Annotated in this window: 20 protein-coding genes; 4 read left to right on the top strand and 16 right to left on the bottom strand. The window is 63.2% G+C overall.

Annotated elements, in window-relative coordinates:
- Positions 1-79: 79 nt before the first annotated feature.
- Entirely contained in the window at positions 80-2086 is a 2007-nt protein-coding gene (locus K0O64_RS30165; RefSeq protein WP_256385488.1) for a beta-propeller fold lactonase family protein, read from the bottom strand.
- A gap of 433 nt (positions 2087-2519) precedes the next feature.
- Between K0O64_RS30165 and K0O64_RS09375 the strand changes: the two genes are divergently transcribed.
- Positions 2520-2732 (top strand): hypothetical protein, encoded by a 213-nt coding sequence (locus tag K0O64_RS09375; protein WP_164520044.1) that lies wholly within the window; start codon positions 2520-2522, stop codon positions 2730-2732.
- Between the two features lie 361 nt (positions 2733-3093).
- Here the strand turns inward: K0O64_RS09375 and K0O64_RS09370 are convergent, their stop codons facing one another.
- The 3 genes from K0O64_RS09370 to K0O64_RS09360 are packed head-to-tail and all read right to left on the bottom strand — an operon-like array spanning position 3094 to position 4278.
- On the bottom strand, positions 3094-3552 hold the full coding sequence (locus tag K0O64_RS09370) for a DUF732 domain-containing protein (protein WP_125477417.1): 459 nt from the start codon (positions 3550-3552) through the stop codon (positions 3094-3096).
- A 29-nt stretch (positions 3553-3581) separates the two neighbouring features.
- Positions 3582-3974: a DUF2510 domain-containing protein gene (locus tag K0O64_RS09365; protein ID WP_096310920.1), complete on the bottom strand. Its 393-nt coding sequence runs from the start codon at positions 3972-3974 to the stop codon at positions 3582-3584.
- A 10-nt stretch (positions 3975-3984) separates the two neighbouring features.
- Positions 3985-4278 (bottom strand): DUF732 domain-containing protein, encoded by a 294-nt coding sequence (locus K0O64_RS09360; RefSeq protein WP_164520043.1) that lies wholly within the window; start codon positions 4276-4278, stop codon positions 3985-3987.
- Between the two features lie 197 nt (positions 4279-4475).
- Between K0O64_RS09360 and K0O64_RS09355 the strand changes: the two genes are divergently transcribed.
- Entirely contained in the window at positions 4476-4700 is a 225-nt protein-coding gene (locus K0O64_RS09355; RefSeq protein WP_096310918.1) for a helix-turn-helix domain-containing protein, read from the top strand.
- A 69-nt stretch (positions 4701-4769) separates the two neighbouring features.
- Here K0O64_RS09355 and K0O64_RS09350 read toward each other — a convergent pair whose 3' ends face one another.
- From K0O64_RS09350 to K0O64_RS09300, 11 genes are all read right to left on the bottom strand, one after another.
- Positions 4770-4949, bottom strand: a complete 180-nt coding sequence (locus K0O64_RS09350; protein ID WP_125477416.1) for a hypothetical protein — start codon at positions 4947-4949, stop codon at positions 4770-4772.
- Between the two features lie 266 nt (positions 4950-5215).
- A protein-coding gene (locus K0O64_RS09345) for an IS3 family transposase (protein ID WP_096310916.1) occupies positions 5216-6375 on the bottom strand; the annotation gives its coding sequence in 2 pieces (ribosomal slippage) (positions 5216-6084 and positions 6084-6375; 1161 coding nt in all).
- 376 nt (positions 6376-6751) lie between these two features.
- On the bottom strand, positions 6752-7843 hold the full coding sequence (locus tag K0O64_RS09340; protein ID WP_220046287.1) for a hypothetical protein: 1092 nt from the start codon (positions 7841-7843) through the stop codon (positions 6752-6754).
- A 60-nt stretch (positions 7844-7903) separates the two neighbouring features.
- The gene (locus tag K0O64_RS09335) at positions 7904-8836 is read right to left on the bottom strand and encodes an IS3 family transposase (protein WP_096311457.1); all 933 of its coding nucleotides are present in this window, start codon (positions 8834-8836) and stop codon (positions 7904-7906) included.
- Entirely contained in the window at positions 8833-9123 is a 291-nt protein-coding gene (locus tag K0O64_RS09330; RefSeq protein ID WP_096310540.1) for a transposase, read from the bottom strand. The genes K0O64_RS09335 and K0O64_RS09330 overlap by 4 nt, the downstream gene beginning before the upstream one ends.
- Before the next feature lie 406 nt (positions 9124-9529).
- The gene (locus tag K0O64_RS09325; protein WP_096310914.1) at positions 9530-9724 is read right to left on the bottom strand and encodes a helix-turn-helix transcriptional regulator; all 195 of its coding nucleotides are present in this window, start codon (positions 9722-9724) and stop codon (positions 9530-9532) included.
- A complete protein-coding gene (locus tag K0O64_RS09320; RefSeq protein WP_125477415.1) occupies positions 9721-9939 on the bottom strand; it encodes a hypothetical protein in 219 nt (72 codons plus the stop codon). The genes K0O64_RS09325 and K0O64_RS09320 overlap by 4 nt, the downstream gene beginning before the upstream one ends.
- A gap of 291 nt (positions 9940-10230) precedes the next feature.
- Positions 10231-11331, bottom strand: a complete 1101-nt coding sequence (locus tag K0O64_RS09315; protein ID WP_096310913.1) for a site-specific integrase — start codon at positions 11329-11331, stop codon at positions 10231-10233.
- 126 nt (positions 11332-11457) lie between these two features.
- Positions 11458-12432 (bottom strand): class 1b ribonucleoside-diphosphate reductase subunit beta, encoded by a 975-nt coding sequence (gene nrdF, locus K0O64_RS09310; RefSeq protein WP_096310912.1) that lies wholly within the window; start codon positions 12430-12432, stop codon positions 11458-11460.
- A 158-nt stretch (positions 12433-12590) separates the two neighbouring features.
- Entirely contained in the window at positions 12591-14096 is a 1506-nt protein-coding gene (locus K0O64_RS09305; protein WP_096310911.1) for a flavin-containing monooxygenase, read from the bottom strand.
- Between the two features lie 43 nt (positions 14097-14139).
- A complete protein-coding gene (locus K0O64_RS09300; protein WP_096312771.1) occupies positions 14140-14877 on the bottom strand; it encodes a TetR/AcrR family transcriptional regulator in 738 nt (245 codons plus the stop codon).
- A 150-nt stretch (positions 14878-15027) separates the two neighbouring features.
- Between K0O64_RS09300 and K0O64_RS09295 the strand changes: the two genes are divergently transcribed.
- Together K0O64_RS09295 and K0O64_RS09290 are read left to right on the top strand one after the other, a co-directional pair.
- Entirely contained in the window at positions 15028-16209 is a 1182-nt protein-coding gene (locus K0O64_RS09295) for a geranylgeranyl reductase family protein (protein WP_096310910.1), read from the top strand.
- A gap of 8 nt (positions 16210-16217) precedes the next feature.
- Entirely contained in the window at positions 16218-16718 is a 501-nt protein-coding gene (locus K0O64_RS09290; RefSeq protein ID WP_096310909.1) for a hypothetical protein, read from the top strand.
- Here K0O64_RS09290 and K0O64_RS09285 read toward each other — a convergent pair.
- Positions 16715-17575 (bottom strand): SDR family NAD(P)-dependent oxidoreductase, encoded by an 861-nt coding sequence (locus tag K0O64_RS09285; RefSeq protein WP_096310908.1) that lies wholly within the window; start codon positions 17573-17575, stop codon positions 16715-16717. The genes K0O64_RS09290 and K0O64_RS09285 overlap by 4 nt on opposite strands.
- Positions 17576-17583: the final 8 nt, after the last annotated feature.

The following is a 17583-nucleotide window of genomic DNA, read 5'->3' as shown; positions in this document are numbered from 1 at the left end:
CCAGTGCGCCTATTTCTCGGCAACCCATCGTTTTCGAGACTCGGGAGCGCCCGTCGGCTATGTCACTGATTGGTGAGGCTCAAACCGTGATTACCGATACGGTGTTGCTTCCAGAGTTCGCCACATAAACGTGTGATCCGTCAGGGCTCACCGCGATTCCTTGTGGTCTGGTACCGACGGGGACGGTGTTCACGACGGTGTTGGTGCTGGTGTTGATCACCGACACGGTGTTGCTTCCGCCGTTGGTGACGTACAGCCGGGTGCCGTCGGGGCTGATCGCCATTTGTTCTGGACCGGCCCCGACGGGGATGGTGCCGGTCACGGCGTCGGTGCTGGCGTCAACCACAGACACGGAGCCATCCGTGCTGTTGGCGACGTAGACATGGCTGCCGTCGCGGCTAACTGCCACCGCGACGGGGAAGTTGCCCGGTGTTCCGACCGGGATCGTGGCGACGGTCTGCAGAGTGGGTGGGGCGATGTACGGGGTTGAGTTGAGGTACTCGGTGACGCGGTACACCGTCAACGTGCCATAGGAGCCCGCCTTGCTTGGGACACTCGCCACGTACAAGCGGGTGCCAATGCCGCTGTTGGAGTATGCGATTGCTTGCGGGTAGGTCCCCACGGGTCCGACAGTGGTGCTGCCCAGGACTGCCCCTGTGGGCGAATAAATGGCCGTTATCGTCCCGTATTGGCTGTTGTTCGCGGGCACCTTGATGACATAGGCATAACCGGAGGAACCCAGCGCGATCCCGTCTGGTCGCCCTCCGACGTTGATCGTTCCTCCGCTGGTACTTTGGCCGTAAATGAGCGATATCGTTCCGTCGCTCATATTGACGACATAGACGCCGCCATCGCCGCGCACCGCCACCGCGCCAGGGGTATGGCCGACCGTCGAGGAAGTCGCGGTCCAAAGCACCGTATTGGTTGCGGTATCGACTGCCGACAGGGTGTTGTCCGTCAAGTTGGTGACATAAAGCTTGCTGCCATCGGGGCTCAGTGCGACCGAAGTCGGTGACTGGCCGACGGGAATGGTGGCCGTGACGGTGGGAGTGCTGGGGGCGACGGTGGGAGTTGCCGGTAGGACGGGGACTGTGACTGTCTCGCTGGACGAGCGCACGCCATTGAAGGCAGTCACGGTGAAGGTGTCGATCGTCGTTGAGGTCGCGGTCTGGCGTTGAGCTTGCGTAGGGGTGTAGGCGTAGGCCCCGGTATCGGTATCGATGCTGACCGTGCCGCCGCCGCTGCTGGTGGCTGGGGTGCTGTAGGTCAGGGTCCGTCCGGCGGTGTCGGTGAACACTGCTCTACCGGTGATGACCCCGGTTTCGGTGTTTGGGTTGCTGACGGTGGGTGTACCGGCGATGAGGGCACCGGGATCGACGGGCACCGTGACGGTTTCAGTGGCGGTGCGCACCGAATTGAAGGCAGTCACGGTGAAGGTGTCGGTTGTGGTGGCGGTGGCGGTCTGACGTTGGGCTTCGGACGGCATGTAGGTGAAGACGCCGGTGAAGTAATTGAGAGTGACGGTTCCGCCGCCGTTGCTGGTACTTGTGAATACCGGGCCGTTGGGTGTGATGGGCGGAGGCGCGTTCAGAGGGTATTGCTGGTCGCCCGGCGTGTAGGTCAGGGTCCGCCCGGCGGTGTCGGTGAATACCGCGTTGCCGGTCACCACCCCGGTGCTCACGTTGGGGCTGCCGACCGTGGGGGTACCGGCCACGGGGGTGCCGGGATCGACGGGCACCGTGACGGTGACTGAATTGGTCGACAGGCCTTCGTGCACGGTGGCTGTGAAGGTGTCGGTGGTGGTGGCCGTGGCGGCTTGGCGGGCAGCCTGGTTTGGGGTGTAGATGTAGGTGCCATCGCTGGCTACGGTCACAGTGCCCTGGCTGGGCTGGCTGTGGGTGAAGGTCAAGCCAGTCCCAGTCGCGAACCCCAAGGATCCAGTCACGGTGCCGGTGTTGAGGTCGGGGGTCCCGACAGTGGGGGTTCCCGGCGGTGGGGCTGAGTCGAACGTGTTGCTCAGACCTTTGGCCAGCGAGTACAGGAACCGCTGGATCTGGTTTGTCGGTTTGGGGTTGGTCGTGCTCATCCCGCCCAGTGACAACAGCAGCCCCTCAAGGGCCTTCGCCACCGACGCCAACGGTGACCTGGACCAAGGTGCTGTCGAGGAGACAACGGCCTTGGCTGTGGGGGCTTGGCCGGGAGCCGCAGCGGATTGCGACTCAAGCACCGCACTGATCGCAGCCGCCGGGGCCGAAGAGCCGCTACTGACAGTCGTAACGGTTCCTACCGCCGCAGCGGAGGGGTAACGAACAGAGGCCGCGCGTCGCGCTGATCCGGCACCTCCAGAGTTTGAGAACAGCGAAACCGAATTGCTGCCGCCAGTGGCCGAGATCAACTCTGAGGCGAATTGTTTCGGTGTCGTCGTCTCGGAGCGCGCTGCCGCGACACTCGTCGCCGGATTCGAGGTACTCGATTGAGCGGAAGGCCCCGTCGAGCCGGTCGCGCCCCGAGAACCGCTGGTGTTGACGCCCAGCCTGCGCTGGCTGCTGGTCGCCACCGGGCCAGCAGCACTTGCCGCACGAGTCGAGCCTCCCGCGTCGCTTCTAGTCGAGTGCGGCGATGCGCCGGACTGGGCTGTGTCCGCCTGTGCGACAGCCGACCCGCTCGCCAATGCCGCACCGATGCCGAGTGTGATCGCGCCGGTACTCAACCAGGCATACGGCTCACGGTGACCAAAAGTCTTGGTGCGGTGACGACCTCTACCGCCCTTGGCCTGCGCTGAGGATTTCGCTCTGTGCCCACCAGCCATTGCCGCTGCCCCCGATTCCCTGTCACAACGCTGGAAGATGTATATCAGAACGCTGTCAGTCGGGGCAGCAAGGCCAGCAAACCTCCATAAGGCGCTTGCGCTTTCATGCGATCCGATGACTACACATAGACGAAATTGTCAGGCGATCGCGACAATTCCGAAGGGAGCCCTTCGAGACACACACATTCACTCCACGCTCCGTCCGACCCGGCAGCGCAACCCACCAGCGGATTGCTCTTTGCCTTACCGCTTACGGCTAGTTGCTCCGCTCCGGGGATTATTATTCAGGAATTCATATCGGCTATTGCGGATTTGCGATTAGGGCAATAAACCGAGACGGCTTGAGCTATCAGTGTCGACGACTCCGACAGCGAGTATCCATAACCCATGAGCGCGGAGCGCATCTCCTGCCAGGACACGCCATGCGCCAATCCCTCGACGCAAACCTCATGGGCTTGGTGTATGAGAACGCTTGCGTTGGTAATCGACCAACCGGCGGAGGTGAGAGCGGCGAGAAATCGTTGGTCCTGACCATTGTCGGCTCGCGCAGTTCCGCATAACGCCAATGCAAGAACGCTCGCGACCAGCACGCCAGTTGCGAATTTATCACCTGCACCGTTGAATTTTGAACCTCTAGTCCGTTCGCCACGCGCCTCGTAGGTCTGGCGGTCGTTACGATTCGGTCCCGCAGTGCACGTCATGTCGGAGAATCCCCAATCTTCATCGGTGTGGATACGATCCAAACAACTTGGAATACAGCTACGCCCCTTCGTTAATTGCTGAGGCGGTCGACGCAGCCCGCGACAACGTCTTCCGCCACGAAATCGTTCTTCACCCAGAGGACCGCGTCAGCGGCCTGTCGACATAACTCGTTAGGCCCCCCTTGGAGACCCTGTTTCATGAAAGTGATAGCCAACGGGCTGACCTGTTCGCGTCCATATTGGTAAGACGCGCTGTCGCGAGAACCACCCGACGCGACGACGGCGAAGACGACCACGATGACTATCCCGAGGAGCGCCAATCCGATCCACCCGGCAATCGGCACAGACGCCCAGGCGAATGGCTTCTTGGGGGCGATGCGAGCATCAGTCCAGCTCGACCCATCGAAATAGCGCTGACCACCCTTCCCGTCGGGGTCGGGATACCAGCCGGGATTTGCTGTCATCGCTCGGTGGTCATGGGTAGCCGACCTCGGGGCACAGATTGTCCACCGCGACGTGGATCAGCGAGCCGACGACCGCGCCAGACGGTAAGCCGAGGCCGGACGAGGCCCAGGTCTTCCATACTGCGACCTTGGCTTCATCGGATGACCCGCCGCCGCGTCGGACCTGGCACGCCTGATAGCCCAGTTGGAGGACGAACGGGTCCGGTGGCCGAGGGCGAGTGAGGTACTGATCCACGTCCGTCAGGTACCGCTGCTCGACGGCTGTGGGTGCCCACGGTTCAGCGGTGGCCGGAATTGCAGACACACAAGCGCCCAGGAGAGCGATCGTCGATGCTAGCCCGTAGGCACTGATGCCGAGCTGTCGTAGCGCCGCCAAGTTAGCCCCTCCCCAGATGCCTTGTGAGTGTGTGCGACTCGGTCCGAGCCAACCCACAGGAGAGTTGATGCTACTTATAAGTCTGTAGACCTTCAAGTAGCGGACCGGCAACGTCGCATGGCGTTATGGAAGGCGAGCTGCAGCGGATCGTGGGTCGCAACCTGCGCAAAGCGCGACTGGAGCGTGGCTACAGCCAAGAGGCGTTCGCTGATTACATGGGCGTTCATCGCACCTACATGGGCAGTGTGGAGCGAGGCGAGCGCAACCTGACGCTCCAGACGCTGGAGAAAATCGCCGACTTCATCGGCGTCGACCCGAGACGGCTACTGGATGAAGTTGATGAGCAGTGACCCAGACGCCGGTCCATGGGTCGACTGCTGTGGGGGGCTTGGAAGTACTCGCGCTTCGCCTGACAGCAGCTACGAGTAGTAGTCGACATCCTCATCGTGGTTTATGCGAGTAATGATGCCCGCCTGCATGGCCTCGATCAGGTAATCGGTGAGGTTCCAACCGCCTACCCATTGATCTGGGTCGAGCGTCGCGGCCTCAGCCTCGATCGTGGCGGCCAGCTCTTCGTGGGTGTACAGGACACCGCTCATCTCGTACATCGCATCAGCGTCCACAGGTATCGCCGCCGACGATATGGGCTGTGATTACCCCAAAACGCCTCGTTGTCAGGCGACTTAGCGTTCCGACTCGAACCGTCACAAGGAGCTTGCTGAAAAAATAGGGCATATTGCGCTCTGTAGCACCGCTTTTCATCATCGCGCTTAGCATTTTACCAGCTCAGGGAGATAACGCCCCTACACCAAGTCACGGCTGGTTGGGACTGCCCCGAGTTCAGTTGACTCGCGGGGTGTGAATTTCAGGCCGCGGTTGCGACTGGTGTGTGGAGCAGTTCGAACTCTATCGGGGTGAGCCTGCCGAGTGCGCGTTGCCGGCGGCGTCGGTGGTAGGTCCGCTCGATCCAGGACACGATCGCCAGGCGTAGTTCGGCGCGGGTGGACCATCGGTGTCGGTCGAGCACGTTGCGTTGCAGCAGGGCGAAGAACGACTCCATGGCGGCATTGTCACCGCATGCTCCGACTCGACCCATCGATCCGTGTAATCCGTTGTGTGACAGTGCCTGGACGAACTTCCGAGATCGAAATTGGCTGCCTCTGTCGGAGTGGACAATCGTCGACACGGGCGACCGCAAGGCCACGGCGTTGGTCAAGGCGGCCACCGCCAGTGAGGACTTCATGCGGGAGTCGATGGAGTAGCCGACGATCCGGTTGGAGTAGACGTCTTTGATGGCGCAGAGGTAGAGCTTGCCTTCGTCGGTGCGGTGCTCGGTGATGTCGGCCAGCCAGACCTGGTTGGCGGCCGGGGCGCTGAACTGACGTTGCACGAGGTCGTCGTGTACTGGTGGTCCGGATCTGCGGTTCAGTCCACGCTTCTTGGCGAAGATCGACCAGATTCGTTCCTGCGAACACAGCCGCGCGACGCGGTTCTCGCCGGCGGTGATCCCACGCTCGGGCAACTCATCAGCGATGAACCGGTACCCGAAGGCGGGGTCATCGGCGTGGATGTCGCGGGCAGCGTTGATCAGATGCGCATCGTCCCAATCACGCTGTGACACGGGCGCTTTGCGCCATTTGTAGAACGCCTGGGTGGAGAATCCCAGGACCCGGCAGGTCACCGTGACGGGTATCCCGTCGGCGGCAAGGTCAAGGACCAGCGGGTACATCATTTTGGGTTGGCGTCCCGCGACAAGTATCCGACCGCGCGGCGCATCACCTCGGCTTCCTGCTCGAGGAGCTTGATCCGCTTGTGCGCCTCACGCAGCTGCACTGCTACGTCCTCGCCGGCTGCGGCAGGACCGGGCCGGTCGACACCGTCCTCGCGGTCGGCAATCTTGAGCCAGCGGTGCAGGCAGGCCTCCGAGATCCCGAAGTCCTTCGCGATCTGACGCAACGGCGCCTCACCCTTGCGGGCCACGGCGATGACATCAGCACGGAACTCGGCAGGAAACGGCTTCGGCACGAGATTGATCCTTCCAGCGAGGACGAATCCTCACAGGTCAGGAGTCAACCAAACCGGGGGCAGTCCCGTTTGGCGGTTCTAGTAGCTATAACTTGGCTTTCATTTCATCCCGTTTTACGCCCACTACAGGGTAAGTAGAGCTGTTGCGGCCCAGCTCTTCTGGAGCTGCGTGCGCGCTACGCAACTCCAGAACCGGGTCGAGAAAATAGGCGTCGAAACACCCAAGCACCTATTCATATTTCCGTGCAAAGACGTTTCCGCGAACCTCCGGTCAACGTCGCCGGTGCTTGCAATCCGCTACCGGTAGTCGGGGCCACCCGCTCCTAGATCCGCTGGCGTAGCTCCTATCCGTGCAGTCTAGATCGTCGAGCAGGATTCATGGCGGCCTACCCAGACTGATCATCTTCTCTGAAGCTTCCATCGCGGTTGTCGTAACGCTGTACATCTGCTGCTCAGTGCCGTGTTTCCCCATGTGGATAGGGAGAGGGGGTGGAGTGGTCTGGGAACTGACTTCGGAGGTGGCAGTTGAGGTAAGGGTTTGAGCCATAACTTCTTTGAGGTGTTCCGCATCGCACTGGGGAACAAGGAAAGAGTCATGCACCACCAGCGGACAGCGACCGGTCTTCTCGATCATCGTCAACATGATCCGTACGGCCATGTCACTGTCGGCCTTCATCAGCTCCGCACCGCAGCCGGTCCCGAAGAACTCCTTCACCCGGTAGTGCTTGCGCCTGATCGCTGCGACCAATTGCGAGGCCGTTGCTCTCAACGCCGTAGGGCTGCGGTGATGCAGCCCGTTGTCCAGTGCCAGCTCCTCGTCATCTTCCAGTTCCTTGGCGATCGCACCGATCTCGGTGCCGTCGGCGTTGATCGCAATCAGGGTGGCCCGTTTGACCAGCCTGCGGCTGTAGCCCTGGATGGCGTACAGATCACCGTCAGGCTGGCGCTTGCCCGCCTGGTGGTAGATCAGGCGCATATGCAGGCTGTCGAAGTCCAATTCAACCATCGGGGACACAGTGCCGTCATCAAGAAGCAGCTCGATCTGGCCACGCTTGTGCTCGGGCATCTGCTGGTACGAGCTGCCCTGATGGTAGAGGCGGCCACCCCGACGGAAGTTCTGGTTGAAGATGCGAGCGGCGGGCGGGATGAACATCTCGGTGCCTTTGAAGAAGCAACGCTGATCTGCCAGGTGAGCGTTGATGACCTTCATCTGCTGCCGCATCAACCGGATCTCGTCCGTGTCGTAAAAGCCAATCGCCCCACCAACTTTGTCACGCAGCAGGATCTCGTCCTTCAGCATCGCGCCTTTACGCGCACTCACGTCGACCAACCCGCCGACAAGGCTCATCAACTTGGGTGTTGCCCGAACGATGGACTGCTTCCCGAAATGCCATAGCCCCGTGCGCCCCTCGGCGTAGCCGTGGTCCATCAGCCAGTCGACCGCATCAACCACCCGCCGGTAGGTCATCAATGGGTCGCCCTCGTAGCGGTCGAAGTATGTGCTTCCCCCGAAATCGTGGAGGGTTTCCTATGCCGCTTCCGGCTCGGTCTTGGATTCCCTGATCTCGTAGTTGACGGGCGATAACCCGTCTGCCGAACTGTGCCGGCGTTGGTGGTTGTAGAAGGTGTAGCACCAGTCGATGACCACAGCCTGCGCCTGGATAGTATCACGGAAGGTATTGCGGGACAGCACTTCCCACTCCAGCGAGGAGAAGAACGCCTCCGCGGCGGCATTGTCGAAACACGACCCAACCCGGCCCATCGACTGCCGGATACCCAACCGCCGACACACCCTCGTGAAGCTCTTGGCGGTATAGGTGCTCCCACGGTCGGTGTGGAATATGACCCGCTGCGACTCGTCGTCGCGCCAAATCGCCTGACGGCCACCGCGGGCTGTCACGGCCATCTGGATGGCCGCGCACGCCAGCTCGGCGTCGGGGTGCAGGCCCATCGCCGCACCGAGTAGCCGGCGGCTGTAGAGGTCGATCACGGTGGCCAGATACAGCTTCCCGGATTCGGTCGGGATCTCGGTCATATCACCCACCCATTTGCAGTTCGCCGCGGCGGCGGCGAAGTCCCGTTTGAGCAGGTCGGGGAATTTCGGTGCGGTCTTGTCCTGGCGGGTCAGCCCGCCACAGCGCTTGATACGGCGCGCGACCAGGCCCTGGCGGCGCATCGAGTCGGCCACCGTCTTCTCCGACACCGTCCATCCGAGATCGCGCAGGTCAGCCACCAGTCGCGGCGAACCGTGCAGTCCCCTGGCCTTCCCGAACGCTGCCTTGACCGCATCGTCGATCTCGACACGGCGCCGATCAGTATCGGTATGCACCCCATCAACCGACTCCGCACGGCCGATCCACTTGTAGAACCAGGACACGCCGACACCCAACAATGTGCAGGTAAATGTATGAGGCACACGGTATTTGGTCCTCTGGTCGGCGATGAAGCGGGCCACACTCACTTCGTCGCCTCCTTCACCCACAGGACCACGGATCGCTTGAGGACATCACGCTCCATCCGCAACTCCGCGACCTCGCTGCGCAGGCGCTTGAGCTCGTCGAGGTCGTCGCGGGTCAGCTCACCGCGGCCTTCACGGGCTTCCCGCGCCCGCGCGACCCAGTTGCCCAGCGTGCCCTCGTGTACCCCCAGATCACGCGCGACCGCCGCGATCGGCTTGCCCGTCTCCTCGACGATCCGGACAGCACCCTCACGGAACTCCCGGTCGTACTTCTTCCGTTTCTCTGGCATCTCGATCCCTATTGTTGATGCCTCCACGGTCTCGGGGGAAGTTCAGTAGCTGTAGTTCTTCTGCGAGCGGGAGTACCGCAGCGGCATGCCCGTAGCGCGCTCCTCGGCCACAAGCGAGCATGCAACCATCGCCACTGCGTCCTTGGTTCCCCCCATCGCCCCAGCCACGAGCTGAAGCTGCTCTGCACTCCATCCGCCACGCAGCGGATTGTGCTGGCCTCGAAAAGGACCGATGAGTTCAATCAGCCTGCGGGGCTTCGTAGTAAGCTCATTGGAGTCCTGGGCATTGGACTTGTGGGCCGTCCTGGTGGCATTGCCGCCGGGGCGGCTCTCTTCGTGTGGGGGACTCATGTGGGCATCATCTCTTGGCATTGTCGACGTTCGGGCTGAGTGAACGGCGCGGCAATCACCGCGCACCGCCCTGGACGTTGCCGTCTACCCACGCCTGAACGTCTTTCCAGCGGTACCTGATCGAGCGGCCCAGCTTGATGTACTGCGGACCGTGACCCTCATATCGCAGCCGAGCCAGTTGGTTCTGGGTTGTACGCAGGAACGCAGCCACCTCGTCGGCCTTCGCGAGGCCGACGTCAGGCGCACTCACCGGTCACCACTCTCGCGGAGCAGCGCCGAGACGCGCTCGACCTGCTCGGTGGTCAGAGTTGGTGCCCCGGTGATGATCTCGCCGAGGTGGGCCATTAGACGAGCAGTAATCAGCTCACGGTGAGCTGACACCACAGCAGGGTGGTCAGGGTGATGGTTGCGCTTAGCTTGGCTGTAGCGACCAGAAGCGCGCAGGACGTCCAGAACGTCACTCATGATGAAGAACCTCGCGACAGTAGGAAACTGCCGCACGGCTCCCCAGGACGGGCCGGTAGTCCGACACTTCCGGTTCCTGGCGGTGTGCGCTGCGCCTGGTGCCTCACCCAGGTGATGCCGCGTTGATCCCGGAAGGATCGCCCGTTAGGACGACCAATCTTGTCGGACCTTCATCGTCCGGGACGCTTGTGCCATCAACTGTACAGGGTCCGAACCGCTGCACACTAGGCAGATACGATGGGAGATGCTATGTCGCTGAGATGAGATATGTTGGGCCACAGATATTTTCGTCTAGCTACTAGAACGAATGGCCGCCGTGCGCGCCTGGTCCAGGGCGGTAGCGACAGCTTCGAGGTCGTCGTCGAAGAGGTCGGCGTACAGGTCGAGCGTCATTGCCGCGCTGGCGTGCCCGAGCATGCGTTGTACCGCCTTGACGTTGGCACCCGCGCTGACAGCCAGGGATGCCGCTGTATGGCGCAGGTCGTGCGGAGTCACCCGAGGTACCCCAGATGCCGCGACCGCTTTGGCGAACCATCCAGAGATGGGGTGGGGTCGCCGCAGGTGCTCGCCATCACCAAACAGTAGGTCTGCCCGACTCTTGTTCTCGCACAACCGCGCCAGCATCGGCACGAGAAACTCCGGCAGCGGTACCGTCCGCTGTTTGTGAGCTTTTGGGCTGCCGACATGGATGCCCGTGCCCGACTGCACGGCGTTCTCGTGGATAAGTGCGCGCTTGCGCAGCAGATCCAGATCGCTGATCCGCAGACCGATGGTCTCGCCCCACCGCAGGCCTGTGTAGGCCAGTGTGAGTATCAGCGCGCCGTTCGCGCCCGCAGCGTCAGCCAGCGCATCGACTTGTTGATGGCTGAGATAGACGGGCCTCTTGCGCGCCGTCTTCGGTAGTGGCAGCCCGGCGGCAGGGTTTTTCGGGATCAGGTTGTCGGTGACCGCGTCAGCGAGGATCTGGGCGAGCACATAGTGAGCGCGCTTGATGGTCGCGGGCTTGATGGCCTTGGCTTCATCGCTGGCACGTCCAAGCTCAGCGATCCAGTGACCGACGACGCTGGGTTTGATGTCTCCGAGGGCGACGTGGCCCCAACGCGGTTTGACTCTTACGCGCCAAGCAGTCTCCATGACGGCGTACCCGGACGGCTTCAGGTGGCCCTTCTGCCGTTCGAGCCAGGCCTCGCCTAGATCGTCCAGTGTCTTGCGGGCGTCGGCAGGGTTGACGTACTCCCCTTTGAGCTTGGCCACCTCGACGGTGTTGGCGAACCGCTCGGCATCCCGCTTCGTCTTGAAGCCGCGCTTGTCGGTCTGGCGGTTGTCCGGTGTGCGATAGCGAACCCGGTACCGCTTGCCCTGCTTCGTGTCATACGCCGCCACCACTGCCATGCCCACCAGCGTAGAGAAATGTGGGCAAAATGTGGGCAGAAGCTTCGCGCGACGGTTCCGAGACAAGCAAAAGGGCGGACCGTTTCCGATCCGCCCTCAGCTCAAATATCGCCCTGAACAGTAACTTCAGAAGTTCCAGTCCTCGTCCTCGGTGACGACGGCCTTGCCGATCACATACGAGGAGCCCGACCCGGAGAAGAAGTCGTGGTTCTCGTCGGCATTCGGCGACAACGCCGACAGGATCGCCGGGTTGACGTCGGTTTCGTCGCGGGGGAACAGCGCCTCGAAGCCCATGTTCATCAACGCCTTGTTGGCGTTGTAACGCAGGTACTTCTTGACGTCCTCGGTCAGACCGACCGAGTCGTACAGATCTTGGGTGTACTCAATCTCATTCTCGTACAACGCATACAGCAGTTCGTAGGCGTAGTCCTTGAGGTCCTGCTTGCGCTCCTCGGTCTGGACCGCGTACCCCTTCTGGAACTTGTAGCCGATGTAGTAGGCGTGCACGGCCTCGTCGCGGATGATCAGCCGGATCAGGTCTGCGGTGTTGGTCAGCTTGGCCCGGCTCGACCAGTACATCGGCAGGTAGAAGCCGGAGTAGAACAGGAACGCCTCGAGGAACACCGAGGCGATCTTGCGCTTGAGCGGATCGTCACCGCGGTAGTAGTCGAGGATGATCTGCGCCTTGCGCTGCAGGTTGACGTTCTCCTCCGACCAGCGGAAGGCCTCGTCGATCTCGGTGGTCGAGCACAGGGTGGAGAAGATCGAGCTGTAGCTCTTGGCGTGCACCGACTCCATGAACGTAATGTTGGTCAGCACCGCCTCTTCGTGCGGGGTGAGCGCATCGGGGATCATGCTGACCGAGCCGACCGTGCTCTGGATGGTGTCCAGGAGCGTCAGGCCGGTGAAAACGCGCATCGTCAGCTGCTTCTCGTCGGCGGTCAGCGTGCCCCACGACGGGATGTCGTTGGATACCGGCACCTTCTCCGGCAGCCAGAAGTTACCGGTCAAGCGATCCCAGACTTCCGCGTCTTTCTCGTCAATGACACGGTTCCAGTTGATCGCCGTCGCCCGGTCGATCAGCTTCGTTCCATCGCTCACCGAAACCCCACTTCACCACGCTGTTTGCCCCGTTTCCGGCTGACGACCAAAACACTACCCCTGGGGTCGGACAACACGCCGCAACACAACAACTTGTGTTTCACAGACCTCGAATCCACAGGTCCGGCGCGCGCCGCAAATCACGTCGGCGTGTCGGGTCAGCGCACCCCGGAGAAGCGGTACTCCTCGCGCTTCAGCGAGCGGGTTGCCAACCAGTACTGCCACGTCATGCCGCTCCACAGCGTGCGGTTCTTGCCGTGCTCGTCGAGGTACCAGCTGCTGCAGCCGCCGGTGCTCCACACCGCGTCCTGCAGATCGTCCTGCAGTTCGGCGTTGAACGCGTCCTGCGCCGAACGCGTCGGCGCCAGCGCCTGCGCGCCGGCCTTATCAACGGCTCCGATCGCCTGGCCCACGTAGCGGATCTGCGACTCGATCATGAACACCACCGAGTTGTGCCTCAGCCCGGTGTTCGGCCCGAGCAGGAAAAACAGGTTCGGCATGTCGGCGACGGTGATCCCGCGGTGCGCCTGTACGCCCTCGCGGTTCCACCGGTCCACCAGATCCTCACCGCCGGGACCTTTGATGCCGACGTAGGTGTAGGAGTCGGTGACATGGAAGCCGGTCGCGAACACGATGACGTCGACGGCGCGTTCGGTCCCGTCTTCGGTGACAATGCCGTGCGGGGTGATCCGGGCGATGCGATCGGTCACCAGCTCTGAATGAGGTTTGGCGATAGCGCGGAAGTAGTTGTTGGAGAACAGGACTCGCTTGCAGCCGACCTGATAGGCCGGGGTCAGCCGACGCCGCAGCTCGCGATCACGGACCTGGTGGCGGATGTTCCACTTGCCGGCCTTCTCGCCGAGCACCAGCAGCTCCGGACGTTTGGTCATCGCGAATCCGAGCGCCTCTTGGAACCAGTAGATGCCGGTGCGCAACGCAGCACGCGTCCCGGGCACCGTGCCGAACGCGTTGCGCATCCAGTGCGGGATCGGGTTGTTGGATCGCGGCAGCACCCACGCCGGGGTGCGCTGATAGAGCTGCAGCGCACCGACCTTGTCGACGATCTCCGGGACGAGCTGGATCGCACTGGCGCCGGTGCCGATGACGGCGACCTTCTTGCCGGTGAGGTCAACGCTGTGATCCCACTGCGCCGAATGGAACGCCTCCCCTTCGAAGTCGGCGAGGCCCTCGAAGTCGGGGATGGACGGGATGTGCAGCGCGCCGGCCCCGGAGATCAGGAACTGCGCGACGTACTCACGGCCGTCCTCGGTGAAGACGTGCCAGCGATACTCGGCGTCATCCCAGTGGGCACGCTCGACGCGGGCGCCGAAGTGGATGTAGCGCCGCAGGCCGTGCTTCTCGGTCACGCCCCTGAGGTAGTCGAGGATCTCCGGTTGCAGGGACCACATGTAGGTCCAGTCCGGCTTGGGCTCGAAGGAGAACGAATAGAGGTGTGCGGGGATGTCGCACGCACAGCCGGGATAGCTGTTGTCGCGCCAGGTGCCGCCGACGTCGTCGGCCTTCTCCAGGATCAGGAAGTCGACGCCGCGCCGCTGCAGCTCGATGCCCATCCCCAGCCCGGAGAATCCGGTGCCGATGACCAGCGCCCGGGTGTGCACGGGTTCGGTGGTGGTGTCGGCGACGCTCGGTTCTGCAACGGTCATGGGAACCAAAATACCCAATACCGGCGGTATCGGGTTAGCCGTTTCAGCTGACGGCGGCGCGCCTCTGCATGGCGTCGTGAATCGGGCGGTCGGGATCGAGATTGACGCCCAGCACGTCAGCGGTGCCGTTGACCGTGCCGAGCATGATCGTGGTCAGGTGATTGATGAACTCGTCCGTCGGCATCCGGCGCTGGCTGTCCGGGTCGGGACCCAGCCACCAGTCGGTGGCCGCCGAGCACGCGCCGAAGGCAGCCGCCGCAGCCAGTTGCAGCGCGGCGGGATCGAGCTGCATGCCGCGCAGCTCGTTGTTGAACGTGTCGGCGAACGCCATCGTGATCTCACGGCCCTCGTTGAGCGCCCGTTGGGTGGATTCCGACTGCTCGGGGAAGCGGCCCTGCAACATGAATCGCAACACGTTGGGGTGCTGCTCGACGAGGTTGACGTACTCGGCAACCCCTCGGCGGACCACCTCGCGGGTCGGGTCGGTGGCGGCGTCGATGTTGGAGAAGATCGCAGCCCACAGCATGTCGCGCAGCCGTTTGCCGATGGCCTGGAAGAGGTCGGACTTGTCGGTGAAGTGCCGGTAGATCTTCGGCTTCGCGGTGCCGGCCTCTTCGGCGATCTCGCGGAGGCTGACCTCGGGTCCATGCTTGTCGATCGAGCGGAAGGCGGCGTCGACGATCTCGGCGCGCACCTTCTTGCGATGCTCACGCCAGCGCTCGCTGCGCGCGTCGACCTTGCCGGGCTCGGAGCCGGCACGCGATCTGGACACTTTGCGCACGTCACGCACTGTACCCGCAGCGACGGCTGACCAGGGCCGACCTCGCGTGACGACAATTACATCGGTCTGACGCCGGCTCTCGCCGAGCGGAGCGATACCCCGATCTCGGATAGCATCGGGACAACCGATTATCGAAGCGAGAGAGACGTAGTGACCGAGCGATTCGACCTGGTGGTAGCAGGCGGGGGGCCATCAGGATCCGCGGCCGCATGGCAGGCCGCGCAGACCGGCGCCAAAGTGGTGGTGCTGGACAAGGCGCAGTTCCCGCGGCCCAAGCCCTGCGGTGACGGCCTCACGGCCCGCGCGGTGAGCTATCTGCAGAAGATGGGCTTGGCCGACGAGGTCAACACGTTCCATCGGGTCAACCGCGTGACGGTCTTCAGCCCGTCACAGTGGGAACTGTCGTTCCCTAAGCGTCCGGGGATGCCCGACCACGGCCACACCGTCAGTCGCGAGCACCTCGACACGTTGCTCCTCAAGCACGCCGAATCGGCGGGGGCTCAGGTGCGCCAGGGCGCCGAGGTGGCCGGACCCGAGCTCGATGCCAACGGCCGAGTGGTCGGCGTGGTGCTCAAGAGCGGCGAGAAGGTGCTCGGCGACGCGGTGATCGCCGCCGACGGCGCCTACTCCCCGATCAAGCGGGCGCTGAAGATCGACTCGGAGTACAACGGCTACTCGGCGATCGCGATCCGCTCGGAGATGCCCGCCAACCGTCCCGACTCGGACAGCCTCGACATCTATTTGAAGCTGGCGTTCCAGGGCGACCAGCTGCCGGGCTACGGCTGGGTGTTCCCGATGGGCAACGGCGTGTTCAACATCGGCCTCGGCTACGTGAACAGCTACAAGAATTGGCAGTCGATCAACGCCACCCAGTTTCTCGGCGACTTCCTGCGCACCCTGCCGCCGGAGTGGGAACTGCCGCCGATCGAAGAGCTCAAGAAGAACAAGAGCGTGCGGGCGTGGCGGTTGCCGATGGGCTTCACGGCGTGGCCGCCGTGGCGTCCTGGCGTGCTGTTCACCGGTGACTCGCTCGGCGCGGGAAAGCCGGCGTCCGGTGCGGGCATCTCGAAAGCCCTGGAATCGGGCCTGGCTGCCGGCGAGTGCGCAATTGCTGCGCTGCAGAACGGCGGACCCGACGACTTCACCAACTACGCGCAGCGCATGGAAGCGGCGTGGGGCCGGGAGTACAAGCGGGGACGCTACTTTCACAAGCTGCTGGGCTATCCGCAGGTCGCCAACGCGGGAATCAAGCTGATTGACAACAACCGGTTCCGCGACGTGATGCTCAGGGCGCTGTACAAGAAAGCCCAAGGGCCGCAACACAGCTTCTGAGAGCTCGCGTGCTCGACGACGGCTCGATAACAATGACGCCGGGGCTCACCGACGACGAGTTGAGGCGTATCGAGCGCGAATTCGGCTTCGAGTTCGCCGACGACCATCGCGCTTTTCTGGCTTCGGCTCTGCCGATCGGCGATGGCTGGCCGGATTGGCGGTCTGCACCGCGGCGAAGCCTGCAGCAGCGACTCAGGCTGCCCGTCGACGGGATCTTGTTCGCCGTCGAGTGGCGGGACTTCTGGGGTGCCGATTGGGGTGCCCGCCCGGCGCGCATGAAGGACGCGCTGCGCAGCGCGAACTATCATCTGGAGCGGGTTCCGCAGCTGGTGCCGCTGCACGCCAATCACTATCTGCCCGCAGGCCGCGGCACCTCCGGGCATCCTGTGCTGTCGGTGTATCAGACGGACGTAAGTTGCTGCGCTGCCGACCTTTCCGACTATGCCGACCCCGATCCGTCGCGCGTGCCGACGCCGACCGTTCCGTTCTGGTCTGACCTGATCGGCTAGGCGCCAAGCGGATTGAGCTGATCAGCTGTGGCGTCGTCGGCTGCCGTCGAGATACTCAGCGCCTCGTAGCGTTCGTCGGCCGCAAGCAGATCACGACCGGCAGCGGTGGCGTAGCGGTAGGCGTCGGGGCCAACGAGCAGTCGGGCCGGCGGGGCTTCCATGTCGACGATGTCCATAAGCAGCGCCGCGACTTTCACGGGATCGCTGGCGCCGAGGTTCGCGGACTGGCTCAGTTGCGTGGCAGCTCCCACGGTCGCCTCGTACTCGGGACGGACCGAAGCGATGCGCGTCGACGAGCCCGCCCAATCGGTACGCATCCCACCGTGTTCCAGCACCGTCACCTTGATGCCGAGCGGAGCGACCTCCTGGGCGACGACCCCGGAGTAACCAGTGACGGCCCACTTGGACGACTGGTAGGCCGCCAGGCCTGGCCGTGTCAATCGGCCACCGACAGAGGAGATTTGGATGATGTGGCCGGCACGCTGGGAGCGCATGACGGGCAGCACCGCTTGGGTGAGTCGGACGACGCCGAAGAAGTTCGTCTCGACCTGTGCGCGAAAGTCGTCGAAATCGACGTCTTCGGCGGCGGCCATATTGGCGTATCCGGCGTTATTGACTAGAACATCGAGGCGCCCCCACCGCTCGAGCGCGGTGTCCACGGCTGCGCGGATGTGCTCCGCGTTGGTGACGTCCAGTTCGACGACGGCCAGACGTTCGGGTTCGCCAGCCACCAGGTCGTCAAGCGACGCGGTGGAACGAACGCCCGCGACCACGCGATGCCCGGCGGTCAGGGCCGCCTCGGTGATGGCGCGTCCGAGCCCGCGAGATGCTCCGGAGATGAGAAAAACGTGCGACATGACGATGA

Origin of the sequence: Mycolicibacterium pallens (genome assembly GCF_019456675.1) — a bacterium.
In the GTDB taxonomy this organism is placed as follows: domain Bacteria; phylum Actinomycetota; class Actinomycetes; order Mycobacteriales; family Mycobacteriaceae; genus Mycobacterium; species Mycobacterium crocinum.
Note: the sequence above shows the minus strand (reverse complement) of the source record. Positions and strands in the feature narration are given on the sequence as shown.